The organism is Nocardioides sp., from assembly GCF_024509035.1.
GTDB lineage: Bacteria > Actinomycetota > Actinomycetes > Propionibacteriales > Nocardioidaceae > Nocardioides.
The window spans coordinates 1-14,290 of sequence record NZ_JANINT010000006.1 but is presented as its reverse complement, the minus strand read 5'-3'; the positions used below and the strand labels follow the sequence as shown (position 1 = coordinate 14,290).

The window sequence follows — 14,290 nt, the reverse complement described above, 5'->3', positions numbered from 1 at the left end:
GGGATCGTCTGGCTCCACACCGTGGAGCGGAAGATACCGGAGATCATGTCGGCCGCCCCGGCGAACGCGAGCGCGAGCGCCACCAGCCAGATGTTCGGCATCAGGCCGGCCAGCGCGATGCAGCCGCCGTACGCCGCCGCCGCGACGACGATCGCCCGGCCGTGGTGGTGGAAGCGCGAGGTCCAGCCGCTGAGCGCGGTCGCGACCATCGCGCCGATCACCTCGGCGGTGTAGAGCATGCCGAGCAGCTCGGGCCGGTCGAAGACCTCCTCGACCAGCGCCGGGAACAGCACGACCGGCATCGCCAGCAGCATCGCCGCGATGTCGACGAAGTAGGTGCCGAGCAGGTCGCGGCGTCCGAACGCGTAGCGCATGCCCTGCGCGATGCCCGACAGGCTCGGTGGAGTCGTCTCCTCGCGGTGGGCGTAGGGGCGCATCAGGACATAGAGGTACGACGCGATCACCAGGCCGACCACGTCGATGACGAAGCACCAGCCGATGCCGGCGTAGGCGACCAGCACCCCGCCGACGGCCGGGCCGGCGAGCAGGCCGGTCTGGATGCCGAGGCTGCCCAGCGCGTTGGCGGCCGTCAGCTGGTCGTGCTTGACCGTGCGCGGCAGCAGCGCCTCGCGCGAGGGTCGCTGCAGCGCCGAGCAGGACGCGAGGAACACCGCGACCACGAAGATCACCCACACATCGGGGTCGTCACGGAACGCGTTGAGCGCGAGCAGCGCGGTGAAGACCGCCTGCGCCAGGCCGGTGCCGATCAGCAGCTTGCGCCGGTCGACGTGGTCGGCCAGCGCGCCGCCATACAGCCCGAAGACGATGATCGGGCCGAGCTCGACCAGGCCGATGGCGCCGACCGCGAAGTTCGAGTCGGTGAGCGTGTAGATCTGGTACGGGATCGCGACGTAGCTGACCATCGCGCCGAAGTAGAAGACGGTGCCGGCGAGGAACAGCAGCCGGAAGTCGCGGGACTGCCGCAACGGCGTGGTGTCCAGCCGCAGGCGGCGCAGTCGGTCGATCACAAGGTGCGATCGTCCCAGCGGGCGACCGCCCGCGGACAGCGATTTATCGAGCCGTGACCCGGATGCGTGCGCCGTGGCGCGGCACGCTGGTGATGTTGCGGACCTTCGGCTCGTCGGGGCCGACCGCGCTGACGTCGTACGCCGTGAGCACCTCGCGCAGGATCGCCACCCCCTCCATCAGCGAGAACCCGGCGCCGATGCAGCGGCGCACTCCCCCACCGAACGGGATCCAGGTGTTGGGCGGCGGGTTCTGACCGACGAACCGCTCGGGCCGGAAGACCTCGGGATCGGGATGGTTGTCCTCGCGCTGGTGGGCGATGATGATCGACGGCCCGACGGTGGTGCCGGCCGGCAGGTCCCAGCCGGCGATCGTGGCCGGCTTCATCAGCGTGCGCACGACCATCGGGATGATCGGGTGCAGCCGCATCGACTCCTTGAGCACGGCCTCGAGCAGCTCGTCACCGTCCGCGTCGCCGGTGGTCGCGGCCTGCTGGCAGCGGGCGAGCAGGGCGGGGTCGCGGCCGAGCTCGTGCAGCGCCCAGGCGAGCGCGGACGCGGTGGTCTCGTGGCCGGCGAGCAGCAGCGTGACGAGCTGGTCGCGCAGCTCGGTGTCGTCCAAGCGGTCTGCACCCTCGCCCTGGAGGATCAGCCGCGAGAGCACGTCGGTGCGCTCGGCGAGGTCGGGGGCGGTACGCCGCTCGCGGATCTCGGCGTACATCAGCCGGTCGAGCTCGCGCTGGTTGTCGACGGTGGCCTTCCAGGGCCCGTACTTCTGCAGCCAGGGGTAGCCCCAGCCGAGCAGGATCGCGGGGCTGATGTTGACGGTCTTGTGGACCCGGGGGCGCAGCGCGGCCAGCCGGCGCTCGTCGGTGACGCCGAAGACCACGCGGAGGATGACCTCGAGGGTGAGCGCGTTCATCCGGTCGAGCGCGCGGAACTGCTCGCCGTCACGCCAGCCGACCACCTCGGCGCGCGCGACCTCGGTGACGAGGTCCTGGTACTCGCGCAGCGCGTGGCCGTTGAACGCCGGCATCAGCAGCTTGCGGGCCCGCTTGTGCTCGGCGCCGTCCTGGAGCAGCAGCGAGTGCTCACCCATGATCGGGCCGAGGATGCCATTGGCCTTGCCGGCGTGGAAGACCTCGGGGTCGCCAGCGAAGATCTCCTTCGCGTGCTCGGGGCGGGTGAAGAACACCAGCGGCCGGCCGCCCGGCGCGAGCCGGACGGTGAAGGCGTCGCCGTACTTGCGGCGCATGTAGGGGTGGAAGCGGTGGCGGAACCGCAGGAGACCGGCGGTCTGCACCAGCACCGGCCACCTCGGGCCGGGCGGGAGGCCGGTCAGGTCGACCGGCGGTAGCTTGCCGTGGTTGCCCGGACTCATCCGTCGCATGCGCTCGTCGGTCAGCCCGCTCACGTCGTACAGCGTCGCCATGGACCGACTCTAGGTCGCATCCGTCGAATTGAATAGGTGTCAATAAGGTGCTGTTCGGGCGGCCCCGCCTGTCCGACTACGACCCGGCCACCCGAGGCGAACGCGTCTCAAGCCAGCCCGACCTCGGACCGGGTCCTCGGACCAGCGAGTTCGGTTGGCTTCAGGCCCTGGCTCGTCGCGCCGACGGCAAGGGGCGGCCGCCGCTGCTGTAACGCCCGTTTACGCCTTCTTCCCTCCCCGTCGCAGCAGGGTGGGATGAAGGGGTAACACGGCGTTACAGCCGGCAGACCGAGCCGCGGACACTCAACCCGCGCGCTCGATGACGAACGAGGTCAGGAAGCCGACGGTGGCGATCAGGCCGGTGAGGAGGTGGGCGCGCTCGAAGGCCTCGGGGATCATCGTGTCGGCGATCATCGCCAGGATCGCCCCGGCGGCCAGCGCGGTGATCGCGGCGACGGCCTCGCCGGAGGCCCCCTGCAGCGCGAGCACGCCGAGCGCGCCGGCGACGCCGCTGGCCACCGCGATGCCGATCCAGACGCCGAACACGTAGCCGGCGCTGCGGCCGTTGCGCTTCATGCCGGCCGAGCTCGAGAGCCCCTCGGGCAGGTTGGAGATGAAGATCGCCGCGAGCACGGGTACGCCGACGCCACCGCCGCCCAGCAGCGAGAGACCGAGCACCACCGACTCCGGCACACCGTCGAGCAGGGCGCCGACCGCGATCGCCGTACCGCTGCCGGCCTGCTCGTCCTCCGAGGGCTGCTCGTCACCGGCGCGCTTGCGGTGCCGGGCACCGCGGCGGGCCAGGTAGGAGTTCGCCGCGACGTACGCGATGGCTCCGACGAGGAACCCGACCGCGGTGGCCGTCAGGCCGCCGGTCTGCTCCGCCTCGTCGATCAGGTCGAAGGCGAGCGCCGAGATCAGGACGCCGGCGCCGAACGCCATCACCCCGGCGACGACGATCCGCGGGACCCGCACGGACCAGGCCACGGCGGCCCCGACGACCAGCGCGCCTCCGGCCAGGAGTCCCCACAGCCCTGCTTCCACCCACGTCGGCACGCCGTCCACCTCTCGTCTCGCCCGCCAGGGCAGTACCCATTGCGGTCGCGCAAGGAACGCTGGCGAACGGTCAGGCGGGCGCCAGGTGCCGGGTCAGGAACGCCACCTCGTGCGCGACCGCGGGAGCGTGCCACTCCTTGCCGGGCCACACGTCGAAGTGGTCGCAGGGATAGTGGCGGACCTCGGCGCGGCCCGCGAACGCGGCCTTGGCGGCGGCGTGCGGCGGGGCGCTGCGGTCGAGGTCGGCGATCTGCACGAGCATCGGCGCACGGACGTGCTTGGCCTGCTTGCCCGGTCGGTGGTTGCCGAGCTCGAGCCCGACCGAGGCGTCGATCTCGTTGCGCCACGTCGGGCCCGCGAGTCCCAGGTAGTCCTCCAGGCAGCCCTCGAGCGTCAGGGCCCCGAGCTCGCCGGGGCGCGCGACCACCGGCATCATCCGCGGCGAGCCGACGCGGCTGCGGATGCCCGCCGCGGTCGAGCGCAGCATCGCCGACGGCTTGTGGGAGGCGAGCGCGTGGCGGCCGGCGGCGAGGCCGTCGACGAGCGGTGTCAGCGAGACCACGGCGGCCACGTCGTCGCGGTGCGCGGCGGCCGCCATCACGTGACCGCCGGCGAGCGAGACACCCCACAGCACGAGGCGGGCGGGGTCGGCGCCCGGCAGCCGCGATGCCGCCGCCATCGCCGCGCGGTAGTCGTCGAGCTGGCCGGCCATCGACACCGTCTGGCGCGGCGACCCGCCGCTGGAGCCGAAGCCGCGGTAGTCGAAGGCCAGGACGTCGAGACCGGCCGCGGCCAGCGCCTCGGCGAACGGTCGGAGCCCGGAGTCCTTGGTGCCACCCAGGCCGTGCGCCATCACGACCACCGGCCGGCCGGCGTCGGTGGCCAGCGCGTCGCCCTCGCCGGTGAAGTGCCAGGCGTGGCAGTCGACTCCCCCCGAGGGGAACGTGAGCTCGTCGTACTTCACAGCCCCACTCATGAGGTCCTCCCGTAGATCGCGGCCAGCCAGGTGTGGACGACGGCCTCCACGTGCGCGTCGGCGTCGACGTCGTCCTGCGCCCGCACGATCCGCTCGAGCGTGCGGTCGTTGAGGTCGAGCAGCGCGGTGGCGACCGCGTGCGCGTCCGGTCCCGGCGGCGCCACACCCGCGGCGCGCTCGTCCTCGATCAGCGCGGCGACCAGGTCGACGTACGTCGCCAGGAAGGCGTCCCACTGGTCGCGGACCGCCGGGCTGGCGGCGCGCGCGTCGAGGATCGCGCGGTAGAGGTGGGTGCGCTGGCCCCACCCGTGCACGATGGCCCGGATCGCCGAGGAGATCCGGTCGCGCAGCGTGCCGTCGCCGCCGAGCACCTCGGCCGCACCGAAGCCGTCGGCGTACATCTCCTCGTAGAGCGCCGCGACCGCCGCCGCCTTGTTCTCGAAGTAGAAGTAGAACGCCGAGCGCGTGACCCCGGCGCGACGTGAGATGTCGGCGATGTTGATCTCGTCGAGGTTCGCGCTCTCGAGGTGCTCCTCGAGCGCCGCGAGCAGCGCCGTGCGCCGCTCGTCGCCCTTGGTCGCGCTCACCGGGAGCTCACCTGCGCGCGCCTGCGCCCGGCGGGGATCTCCTTGGCGCGCAGGTCGTGCTCGTAGATGAAGTAGTCGACCTGCTGGGTGTGCCGCGGCCGGTCGAGCACGTGGCCGGTGTACTTCTGCTGGTCCTCGGCGATCACCCGCTCCATCTCCGCGACATCGGGGAGCCGGTAGAGACCGGCGGCGTACGCCGCCACCAGCCGCGCCTGCGCCTCCACGAACGGGAACAGCGTCGGCGTGGCCTGGGCGAAGCCGACGAACACCAGGTCGTCGATGCCCGGCTTGAACATCCGCTTGTAGAGGTCGATCCGGTTGTCCGGCGCGCTGATGAACGACGGGTCGAAGAACGGGAAGGTGATGTTGTAGCCGGTGGCGTAGACGATCACGTCGAAGTCGCTGCTGGTGCCGTCCTCGAAGTGCACCGTCTCGCCGTCGAGGCGGGCGACGTTGCCTTTGGGCGTGATGTCGCCCGACCCGAGCCGCAGTGGCAGCTCGACCGACTGGGTCGGGTGGGCCTCGAAGAACTTGTGGTTGGGCTTGGGCAGGCCGTAGAGCTCGGGGTCGGACCCGGCCATGAACTGCATCTTCTGCACGAACCACCGCTGCCACTTCAGCGGGAGGTACGGCGTGGTCACGTAGTACTTGTCCGCGGGGAGGCCGTAGGTGTACTTCGGCACGATCCAGGCACTCGACCGCGTGGAGAGCGTCACCTCGTTCTGCAGCGACCTCGACGACAGCTCGACCGCGATGTCGGCGGCGCTGTTGCCCAGGCCGACCACCAGGATCCGCTTGCCGGTGAAGTCGAGCGGGTCATGCGGGTCGATGTAGTGGTGGGAGTGGATCGAGACGCCGCTGAACTCGCCGGGGAAGTCCGCGAACCGCGGGTCCCAGTGATGTCCGTTGCCGACGACGAGCAGGTCGAAGCGGCGGGTGCCGGTGCGCTCGGTCTGCAGCTCCCAGCCCCCGCCGGGCAGCCGCTCGGCGTGCACCACGCCGTTCTCGAACTCGATGTGCTCGCGCAGCCCGAACGCGTCGGCGTAGGAGTCGAGGTAGGCCTTGATCTGGGTGTGGTGCGGGAAGTCGGGATAGTCCTCGGGCATCGGGAAGTCCTTGAAGGACAGGCGGTGCTTGGAGGTGTCGATGTGCAGCGAGCGGTAGGCGCTGCTGTGCCCGTTGGGGTTGCCGAACGCCCAGTTGCCGCCGATCCGGTCGGAGGACTCGAAGGTCGTCCAGTCGAGGCCGTAGTCGTCGAGCATCTTGCTCGCGGTCAGGCCGCTGATGCCGGCACCGATCACGGCCACCGTCGGCCGGCTGCTGGACTGCTGCACGCGTCCCCCTGAGTTGACTGAAACCTGTTCTAATCCCGGACCGTAGGTCCTAGATTGACACGCGTCAACTGATCGGGAGGCCGCATGAACCAGGCAACGGACCGCGTCGCGGTCGTCATCGGAGGGGCGTCGGGCATCGGCGCAGCGATCGCCCGCGGGCTGGCCGGCGACGGCTGCCGGGTGGTGGTCGCCGACCTCGACCCGGCCCACGCCGACGTGGCCGTCGACGTCACCGACGAGGCGTCGGTGGAGGCCCTGCTCGACGGGGTGCTCGCCTCGCACGGGCGGCTCGACGTGGTCGTCAACAGTGCCGGGGTCTCGACGCTCGGGCTGGTCACCGACCTGGACGCGGCGGAGTGGCGGCGGGTCGTCGACGTCTGCCTCAACGGCGCATTCCTGGTCATCAAGCACGCCGGGCGCCGGCTCGGCGCGGGCGGGTCGGTGATCTCGCTGTCCTCGCTCAACGGTCGCCAGCCGGGCGCCGGCCTGGCGCCGTACTGCGCCGCGAAGGCCGGGCTCTCGATGCTCACCCAGGTCGCCGCGCTCGAGCTCGGTCCTCGAGGCATCCGGGTCAACGCGATCGCGCCCGGCCTGGTCGTCACGCCGCTGACCGCGCCCGCCATGGAGATCCCCGGCATCGAGGAGGACTACGTCGCCAACACGCCGCTGGGCCGCTCGGGCACGCCCGAGGAGATCGCCGAGGCCGCGGTCTACCTCGCCCGCGCGGCGTGGGTGACCGGGGAGGTCCTCGACATCAACGGCGGCGCCCACCTGATGCGCTACCCCGACCTGGTCGGGCACGTGACGCGGGCCTTCGGCTAGCAGCCCGCGACGGAGCCCTAGGCTCGCGGCATGGCCCTCCTCCACCACGCGACGCTGACCCCGACGAAGAAGGAGCTGCTCGATGCCTGGCTGCCGAGCCGGGACTGGGCGGCGGGGCTGCCGGAGCTGACGGTGGTGGGCGGCTACCGGATCGACGACCCCGACGGCGAGGTCGGCATGGAGGGCATCGTGCTCAGCCGCGCCGACGGGGGCTTCGTGCACGTCCCGCTGACCTACCGCGCGACGCCACTCGACGGCGCCGAGACACACCTGGTCGGCACCACCGAGCACTCGGTGCTCGGCACCCGGTGGGTGTACGACGCCGAGGGTGACCCGGTCTGGCAGGCGACCGTGACCGCGACGGTGCTCGAGGGCGGGAGCGGCGCGGCGGAGTACTTCGAGGTCGACGGGGTCCGCGAGAGCCGCGAACCGCTGGTCGCGGTGCAGGGCAGCGGCGGACCGGTCGACGAGCCCGTCGCGGTGCCGGTCCACCTGGTCGGGTCGGATGTGGGCGGCGAGGCCTCGCTCACCGGCCGCTGGGCCGGCGGCGAGGGCGTGCTGGTCGTCGTCAGGAGCGCCGGGTCACGCTGAGCAGCTCGTGCCGGGGCACCGGGTTGTCGCGGCGTGCCTGGCAGGTGAGGCGGGTCGCCGTGGCCGGGTCGCTGGTGGTGCGCACGCGCACGCCGTACGTCGCCCCCGCGACGACGAACGTCGCCTCGGCGAGGTCGGCCGATCGCGACAGCGCGGTCAGCACGACGTCCGCCTCGCGCGTCACGCCGAGCTCACGACGCAGGAAGATCTCGGCGGCCTGCACCGGCATCGCCTGCGAGGAGCGGCCGCGCAGGTGGTCGAGGTCGAGCTCACCGGCCAGGTGCGCGCCCGCGGCCGCGAGTGCCGACACCGGGTCGAGCCGCCCGTAGTAGAGCCCGTGCGGCAGCACGACCATGTTGCCGGCGAACCGGTCGCCGCCGATGTGCGAGACCTCCCAGGTCTCCTCGGGGTGCGCCTGGTCGAGCGCCTTCGCGATCGGCCGGCCGCGCTCGGCGCAGCAGGCGTCGTGGCGCCCGTTGGTGCACACGCAGAACAGCGTCCCCTCGTACGCCGGGAGCCCGGTCGTGCCGCCGGACCGGAACGTGCCGAGGTCGAGGTCGAGCACCTCCCGCTCGTCGGCGAGCACGCCGGACTCCAGGCGTGGCGCGACCGGGTCGGCGTGGGCCGCGAAGACCCGCACGCCCTCCCCGTCGGGCTTGGAGCTGAACCGGCGGATCAGCAGCACCTTGGCGCGGTGCTCGCGCGCCAGGCCCTTCAACGTCGGGCCGAGGCCGTCGGGCAGCCGGGCGTCGAGCAGCGCGTCACTGCCCCACGGCCCGGTGTGCTCGAGCAGCAGCCAGGTGCGGACGTGGGTCGCGGTGCCCGCGACGGGCTCGTCGCGCAGCAGGCTGGAGGCCGCGCACCGGAAGGTGCTCACCCGACCTCCAGGAGGCCCTCCCGGACCAGGCGGCGGCACAGGACGAGGTTGCTCTGCGCGTCGAGCGGCAGGTCGGCGGGCGTGAGCTCGGCGCGGGATCGCACCACCTCGAGCGCGGGCCGCACCCAGGCAGGCACGCTCATCGACCGGTCGCCGAGCAGCACCTCGACCCGGTCGCCCCGGTCGAGCAGGACGCACGGGTGCCCGGGCCGGCGGCGCAGCACGGTCGTGTCGGTGATCTCGGCGCGGGCGAGCACGTCGTGCAGGCCGTGCTCGAGCCGCGGCGGCCGGCTGGTGAGGAACCGGCGTACCTCCGTCTCGACCGCGGCGCCCGCGTCGGCGTCACGAAGTGCGGCAGCGAGCCGCTCGAGGCGCTCGGCGAGCGGCCCGGCGAGCACCGACGGGTCGTCGAGGTAGCCGGCGGGCAGGTGCTCGTCGGCGACCTCGCGCACCAGCGGCGCGACGGTGCGCTCGACGAGGCCGCGCCAGGTGAGCTGGTTGATGCCGAGCGTCACGTGCAGGGAGACGGTGTCCTGGGCGCGAGCGGCGTGGGGCGTGCCGGTCGGCAGATACATCGACAGGCCCGGCTCGAGGAGCACCTCCTCGGGTCCGTCGGCGCCGTGGACCTCCCACTGCTTGGAGCCGGCGGTCTGGAACACGAACACGTCGTGGGAGTCGGAGTGCACCGCGAACCCCTGCGACCCCGGCGGCGTCAGGTAGGCGTTGGCCTGGCAGGGGTGGCCCAGCTCGAGCTCGAGCTCGGCGACCAGCCGGGTCAGCGGCGGCCAGTAGCGGTGCAGCCCCTGGAAGACCACGGTCGCGCCGTCGGCGAAGAGCGCGAGCGCCTTGCGGGCGTCGACGAGCCCGGTCAGCGGCTTGCCGGCCAGCGTCGCGCCGCGGGTGTACGCCGACTCGGGCAGCACCGCGCCGTCCTTGGCCATCCGGATGGACGGCGTGCGGATGGCGCTGGCGGTCAGCAGGTGGTCGGCGTCGTCGAGCGAGAGCAGCCCGACCAGCAGGTCGGGGTCGGTGCGGTGCAGGTGCACGCGGGACGCCCAGACCTTCGAGATGAAGGTCTGGGCGTCACCGCTCAGCAGATCGAGAGCGCTCAGGACGCGTCCCCGTCGGTCGTGTCGGTCGCGTCGCCGTCGCTGCCGTCGCTGTCGGTGCCGTCCGCGTCGCCACCGTCGGTGCCGTCGCCGTCGGAGGCGTCGCCGTCGGTGGTGTCAGTGGCGTCGCCGTCGCTGCCGTCGCTGTCGGTGCCGTCGGCGTCGCCGCCGCCGAGGCCCTGGGACGGATCGCCCGCAGGGGCGGTCGTCATGTCGTCGTCGCTCAGGGGCTCTTCAGGCGTGCTGGTCATCGGGTCCTCCTGGATCGGATGCGGTTGTGCCGATCATGTACCCCCGGCACGACGTCGTACACCGCTCGAGCACGCCGCCGCGGCGCGGCCGGCCGTGCGGGGATCGACCCCGGTTGGTCGTCGCGCGACTTTTTCTCTAGGCTCGAGCCGTGGATATTCCCGCGGGACGCCCGGCGCCGATCGAGGAGGCACGGTGAGCAGCGTCGTGACCGAGCCGCGCGCGGTGCGCCAGCTGCACCACGACCCCGGCGACCGGCCGATGATCACCATCTGGGAGGTCACCCGTGCCTGCGCCCTGGTCTGCCGGCACTGCCGGGCCGACGCCCAGACCCGGGCCCACCCGCGCCAGCTCAGCACCGAGCAGGGCAAGGCGCTCCTCGAGGACATCGCCGGCTTCGGCAGGCCCTATCCGATCGTCGTCCTCACCGGCGGCGACCCCTTCGAGCGACCTGACCTGCCCGAGCTGGTGCGGTACGGGACCTCGCTGGGCCTGCACGTCGCCCTCTCTCCCTCGGTGACCCCGCGGCTCACCCCCGACGTGCTCGCCGAGCTGCGCACCGCCGGCGCCGTCGCCGTGTCGCTGTCCCTGGACGGGGCGGTCGCCGCCACCCACGACTCCTTCCGCGGCGTGCCCGGCGTCTTCGAGGACACCCTGCGCGCCGCCCGGTGGGTCAAGGAGGCCGGGTTCCGGCTCCAGGTCAACACGACGGTCACCCAGGCCACCGTGGGCGAGCTGCCTGACGTGCTGCGCACCGTGCTCGAGCTGGGCGCATCGCTGTGGAGCGTGTTCTTCCTGGTGCCGACCGGCCGCGGCACGGCGCTGACCCCGCTCTCGGCCCCGGAGGTCGAGGACGTGCTGCACTGGATGCACGACGTCTCCGACCTCGTCGCCGTCAAGGCGACCGAGGCGCCGCACTACCGCCGGGTCGCGATCCAGCGGGCTCGCGGCGACCACGCCGAGCTCGGCGACCTCCACCGGCGGCTGACGGCGGCGACCGCGAGCCTGCGCGAGGGGCACGTGGAGCAGCTGCGTCGACCGCGGCCGCCGATCGACGTCAACTCCGGCCGCGGGTTCGCGTTCATCGACCACCTCGGCGACGTGTACCCCTCGGGCTTCCTCCCGCAGCGCTGCGGCAACGTGACCGAGCAGGGGTTCCGGCACCTCTACCGCACCGATCCGCTGCTGCGGTCGCTGCGCGACCCGGCGGCGTTCCACGGCCCGTGCGGGACCTGCGAGTTCCGCGAGGTGTGCGGCGGCTCGCGGTCGCACGCGTACGCCGTCACCGGCGACCTGCTCGGCTCCGACCCGACCTGCATCCGCGTCGCCGCGGGCTGAGCGGCCGGACCTAGGGGATCAGTCCTCGCCGCCGGGCGATCGCCGCGGCCTCGGTGCGCCCGGCGGCGCCGAGCTTGCCGAGGATGTTGGAGACGTGCACCGACACGGTCTTGGCACTGATGAACAGCTGCTTGCCGATCTCGCCGTTCGAGCGACCCTGGGCGACCAGCGCCAGGATCTCGCTCTCGCGCGGGGTCAGGGCGTCCGGCGCCGACTCCTCGCGCACCGGTGCGCTGCCGATCGCCCGCAGCTCGTCGAGCAGCGGCTGGGCACCCAGCCGGTGCGCGGCCTCGCGAGCGAGGTCGCCGAGCTCGCGGGCACCGGCCAGGTCGCCGGTGGCGCGCAGGATCCCGGCCAGGGTCGCGCGCACCCGGGCCAGCTCGTGGACGTGGCCGAAGTCCTCGAACAGCACCACCGCGTCGCGCCAGGTGTCGACGAGAGCGTCCAGCGGCGGCGCGTCGACGCCGGCCAGCCAGCGCACCCGCAACGTCTCGGCGTCGAGCCGCTTCATCCAGGCCCGCCCCTCGGGGCCCCAGTGGCCGGACGGGTCGGAGTAGCGGTCGAGCACGACGTGGCCGTCGGCGTGGACACGGTCGACGCGCTCGGCGTACGCCGCCCGCTCCGCCGCCGACAGGCTCGGCATCGCCTGGGCGACCGCGCCGATCGCGACCGCGCCGAACCGGATGCGCGCGCTGAACCACTCGTGCCAGAGGCGCCCCAGGACGCCGACCACGTCGTCGTAGACCTTCAGGGCGCCGGCGGCGTCGCCGACGCGGCCCGCCTGCACCATCTCGAGTGCCGCGGAGTGGATGCCGACCACGCCCTCGCGCGACCAGAAGCGGCGCAGCTTGCGCGCCTCGGCGGCGACGTCGGCACCGCGGCCCTGCTCGACGCTGAGGCGCAGGGCGGTCAGGATCGCCCGCGGGATCGGCGGCGGCGTCTCACCGCGCAGGTCGGTCAGCTCGAGCACGTCGTCCCAGGCGCCGCGCACGTAGCGGATCCAGGACAGCTGCACCCGTGACTCGAGCGCGTACGGCGCCCAGGTGATGTTGTCGGCCGCCGCTCGGTCGATGGCGCTGCGGAACCACTGCTCGGAGTCGTCGAACTCGCCCCAGTCCTCGAAGGACCGGGCGAGCAGCCACCGGGCCCGCAGCTCGGCCTGCAGGGCGCCGGTCTCGGCGGCCCGTGCGACCGCGTCGGTGAGGGCGGCCCGCAGGCCCTCCTTGGGGCCGGCCTTCTTGAGGCCGCTGAGGGTGGTGATCGCCTCGGAGGCCAGCTGGTCGAGGTTGAGCCGCTCGTTGAGGGCCAGCGCCTCCATGCCGACGACCTGCGCCTCGTCGTAGCGGCCCATGCCGGCGAGCACGCGTGCGTGCACGGTGAGGGCGCTCGCGCGCCAGCGGTTCTCGCCCTCGGGGGCGAGGGCCAGGGCCTCGGCCGACACCTCGGTGGGGTCCTCCTCGGTGTCGATGTGGATGAGGATCCCGGCCCGGGTGGCGAGCATGCGCGAGCGCCACTCCGGGGGCGCGTCGTCGGGCAGCCGGTCGAGCTGCTCCTGGATCAGCGCGACCGCCCGCTGCGGGTCTCCGCTCTCGCTGAGCGCTTCCGCGGCGCTCTGCACGAGCGCGGACACGTCGACCTCGGCGCGCTCGCAGCGGCGCGGGTCGGCGAGCAGCTCGAGCGCCTGCTGGTAGTGGTAGGCCGCCTCGTCGGGCCCACCGACGTCCCACGCCTCGCGTCCCGCCTGGATGCTCGCGGTCAAGGCGGTGTCGAGATCGGTGGCCAGGCGCGCGTGGCGAGCGAGCTCGGCGGCCGTGCCGCGGGCCAGCCCGTCGCGGAGCGCTGCGACGTACCGCGCGTGCAGGCGGACCCGCTCGCCCGGCAGCAGGTCGTCGTACACCGCCTCGCCGAGCAGCGCGTGCCGGAAGCTGTAGCGGCCCTCGCCGGCCAGGATGATGTTCATCTCGACCGCGGCGCGCAGGCCCTCGTCGAGCTCGCCGTCGCTGAGGCCCGAGGCAGCGGCGAGCATCTCGTGGCTGACCTTGCGGCCGGCGACGCTCGCGGTGCGGACCACCTGACGGGCGTTGTCGTCGAGGCGGTCGAGGCGCACGAGGAGGACGTCGGCGAGGTCGGCCGGGACCCAGCGGCCCGGACCGGCCGCGGCGCTGGCGAGCTCCTCGACGAAGAACGCGTTGCCCTCGGCACGGTCGACGATGTCGGCGAGCTCCTTCTCGGCGAGGCCCTCGGGGACGAGCTCGGCGATGAGGGCGCGTACGGCGTCCTCGGGCAGCGGCGAGAGCGCCACCCGGTGGACCCCCCGGATGCGGGACCACTCCGCGACCTGGCGGCGCAGCGGGTGGCGCCGGTGCAGGTCGTCGGCGCGGTAGGACGCCACGACCGAGACCGGCCCGTCGAAGGAGCGGGAGAAGAGGAAGCTGATCATGTCGCGGGTCGACTGGTCGGCCCAGTGGGTGTCCTCGACGACCAGCAGGAGCGGCGCCTTCTCGGCGGCGGTCTCGAGGAGCGTGTGGACCGCCTCGAACAGGTCCGCGCGGTCGACGGCGCCCAGGTCGTCGGGTCGCTCGGAGGAGCCCATCATCCGGCGGCCGGGCTGGAGGCGGGAGAGCGCCGGGTGGCGGGCGGCGACCTCGTCGACGACCTCGGGCAGCTCACCCGCGAGCCGGCCCAGGACCTCGGAGAACGGCAGGTAGGGCAGCGCGCTGTCGCCGAAGTCGAGGCAGTGGCCGGCGACGACGCGCCAGCCCTCCTGGACCGCGAGGTCGCGCAGCTCGGTGAGCAGCCGGGTCTTGCCGACGCCGGCGTCGCCGGAGAGGAGCACCATGCCCGTCGTGGAGCCCGTCGTGGAGCCCGTCGTGGAGCCCGTCGTGGAGCCCGTC

Annotated in this window: 13 protein-coding genes; 3 read left to right on the top strand and 10 right to left on the bottom strand. The window is 73.1% G+C overall.

What is annotated here, in order from left to right:
* The 6 genes from Q0L15_RS00435 to Q0L15_RS00410 form a co-directional block, all read right to left on the bottom strand.
* Nucleotides 1-1,028: MFS transporter (locus Q0L15_RS00435; protein ID WP_296601441.1), on the bottom strand; the 1,028-nt coding region annotated here is incomplete at its 3' end.
* Nucleotides 1,029-1,071: 43 nt separating this feature from the next.
* Nucleotides 1,072-2,457, bottom strand: coding sequence for a cytochrome P450 (locus Q0L15_RS00430; protein ID WP_296601439.1), 1,386 nt, complete (start codon nucleotides 2,455-2,457; stop codon nucleotides 1,072-1,074).
* Between the two features lie 303 nt (nucleotides 2,458-2,760).
* Nucleotides 2,761-3,513 (bottom strand): ZIP family zinc transporter, encoded by a 753-nt coding sequence (locus Q0L15_RS00425; RefSeq protein WP_296601437.1) that lies wholly within the window; start codon nucleotides 3,511-3,513, stop codon nucleotides 2,761-2,763.
* Nucleotides 3,514-3,583: 70 nt separating this feature from the next.
* Complete coding sequence (locus Q0L15_RS00420) at nucleotides 3,584-4,489, bottom strand: alpha/beta fold hydrolase (RefSeq protein WP_296601435.1); 906 nt, start codon at nucleotides 4,487-4,489, stop codon at nucleotides 3,584-3,586.
* The gene (locus Q0L15_RS00415; protein WP_296601434.1) at nucleotides 4,486-5,076 is read right to left on the bottom strand and encodes a TetR/AcrR family transcriptional regulator; all 591 of its coding nucleotides are present in this window, start codon (nucleotides 5,074-5,076) and stop codon (nucleotides 4,486-4,488) included. The genes Q0L15_RS00420 and Q0L15_RS00415 overlap by 4 nt, the downstream gene beginning before the upstream one ends.
* A complete protein-coding gene (locus Q0L15_RS00410; protein ID WP_296601431.1) occupies nucleotides 5,073-6,410 on the bottom strand; it encodes an NAD(P)-binding domain-containing protein in 1,338 nt (445 codons plus the stop codon). Before Q0L15_RS00410 ends, Q0L15_RS00415 begins: the two co-directional genes overlap by 4 nt.
* An 84-nt stretch (nucleotides 6,411-6,494) precedes the next feature.
* Here Q0L15_RS00410 and Q0L15_RS00405 point away from each other — a divergent pair, with 84 nt between their 5' ends.
* Together Q0L15_RS00405 and Q0L15_RS00400 are read left to right on the top strand one after the other, a co-directional pair.
* Nucleotides 6,495-7,232, top strand: a complete 738-nt coding sequence (locus Q0L15_RS00405) for an SDR family NAD(P)-dependent oxidoreductase (protein WP_296601429.1) — start codon at nucleotides 6,495-6,497, stop codon at nucleotides 7,230-7,232.
* Between the two features lie 30 nt (nucleotides 7,233-7,262).
* On the top strand, nucleotides 7,263-7,823 hold the full coding sequence (locus Q0L15_RS00400) for a hypothetical protein (protein WP_296601428.1): 561 nt from the start codon (nucleotides 7,263-7,265) through the stop codon (nucleotides 7,821-7,823).
* Here the strand turns inward: Q0L15_RS00400 and Q0L15_RS00395 are convergent.
* The 3 genes from Q0L15_RS00395 to Q0L15_RS00385 form a co-directional block, all read right to left on the bottom strand.
* Nucleotides 7,801-8,700 (bottom strand): sucrase ferredoxin, encoded by a 900-nt coding sequence (locus tag Q0L15_RS00395; protein WP_296601426.1) that lies wholly within the window; start codon nucleotides 8,698-8,700, stop codon nucleotides 7,801-7,803. The two genes, Q0L15_RS00400 and Q0L15_RS00395, sit on opposite strands and share 23 nt — an antisense overlap.
* Complete coding sequence (locus Q0L15_RS00390) at nucleotides 8,697-9,746, bottom strand: cupin domain-containing protein (protein ID WP_366939517.1); 1,050 nt, start codon at nucleotides 9,744-9,746, stop codon at nucleotides 8,697-8,699. Before Q0L15_RS00390 ends, Q0L15_RS00395 begins: the two co-directional genes overlap by 4 nt.
* 62 nt (nucleotides 9,747-9,808) lie before the next feature.
* Nucleotides 9,809-10,060 carry a hypothetical protein gene (locus Q0L15_RS00385; protein WP_296601425.1) on the bottom strand — a complete coding sequence of 84 codons (252 nt, stop codon included), beginning with the start codon at nucleotides 10,058-10,060 and terminating at the stop codon, nucleotides 9,809-9,811.
* Nucleotides 10,061-10,253: 193 nt separating this feature from the next.
* On the opposite strand from Q0L15_RS00385, the gene Q0L15_RS00380 reads away from it, so the two are divergent.
* Nucleotides 10,254-11,396, top strand: a complete 1,143-nt coding sequence (locus tag Q0L15_RS00380; RefSeq protein WP_296601423.1) for a TIGR04053 family radical SAM/SPASM domain-containing protein — start codon at nucleotides 10,254-10,256, stop codon at nucleotides 11,394-11,396.
* A gap of 10 nt (nucleotides 11,397-11,406) precedes the next feature.
* On the opposite strand, the gene Q0L15_RS00375 is transcribed toward Q0L15_RS00380, so the two are convergent.
* The coding region (locus Q0L15_RS00375) for an AAA family ATPase (protein WP_296601422.1) at nucleotides 11,407-14,290 on the bottom strand (2,884 nt) is incomplete at its 5' end.

What these genes read in the sequence shown, in the direction of transcription:
- Q0L15_RS00430 (WP_296601439.1), bottom strand. Translation starts at nt 2,457, where the DNA reads ATGGCGACGCTGTACGACGTGAGCGGGCTGACCGACGAGCGCATGCGA.
- Q0L15_RS00420 (WP_296601435.1), bottom strand. Translation starts at nt 4,489, where the DNA reads ATGAGTGGGGCTGTGAAGTACGACGAGCTCACGTTCCCCTCGGGGGGA.
- Q0L15_RS00405 (WP_296601429.1), top strand. Translation starts at nt 6,495, where the DNA reads ATGAACCAGGCAACGGACCGCGTCGCGGTCGTCATCGGAGGGGCGTCG.
- Q0L15_RS00400 (WP_296601428.1), top strand. Translation starts at nt 7,263, where the DNA reads ATGGCCCTCCTCCACCACGCGACGCTGACCCCGACGAAGAAGGAGCTG.
- Q0L15_RS00385 (WP_296601425.1), bottom strand. Translation starts at nt 10,060, where the DNA reads ATGACCAGCACGCCTGAAGAGCCCCTGAGCGACGACGACATGACGACC.